General features: G+C 62.9%; 1 protein-coding gene. It reads left to right on the top strand.

The genetic code is table 11. The features are described 5' to 3' along the window. Positions 1–503 (top strand): transposase (locus VQ02_RS36585; protein WP_245239954.1); only part of this gene is annotated, 503 nt, incomplete at its 5' end. Positions 504–555: the final 52 nt, after the last annotated feature.

Genomic DNA, 555 nt, shown 5'->3' with positions numbered 1-555 from the left:
GTCTCGTGGGCTCGGCCAAAACGTCAATCCGGTCGTCGCCAGCACCAACCGACACCCGTGTTGCGACCTCGACCGCATCACCCCTGGCTTCATCCAAGCAGCTGTCCTGGTATCTCCTACGGGAGCCCGAAGACCTCGGCCCCGAGGTAGCCGCGGTCGTCTCGCGCGTCCTGCAGGATACCGAGGCGGCTAAGGTCGTCGATCTCGGCCGCCGGTTCTGCCGGATCGGCCGGAGCCGCTGTGGCCAGCAGCCGTCAGGAAAATCAGATGTCACGGCGTTCGATCAATGGCTGGGCGAAGCGCAAACCTGCGGTGTCCGCATCGTTGAGAGCTTCGCTGCTAGCCTCGGTCAGGATGGAGATGCCGTTCGGTCCGCGCTGACACTGCCATGGAGCAGTGGGCAAGCCGAAGGACAGATCACGCGTCTCAAGCTCTTGAAGCGCGCCATGTACGGCCGCGCCAATCTCGATCTCCTACGACGACGGTTCCTCCTCGCACCCTAATCCACCAAACTTGGCGAAGAGCCGAAAAGTGGTCCTCCCTGAGGTATGGCTT

The organism is Methylobacterium variabile, assembly GCF_001043975.1.
Lineage (GTDB): Bacteria > Pseudomonadota > Alphaproteobacteria > Rhizobiales > Beijerinckiaceae > Methylobacterium > Methylobacterium variabile.
This window is presented reverse-complemented; position numbering and strand designations above follow the sequence as displayed.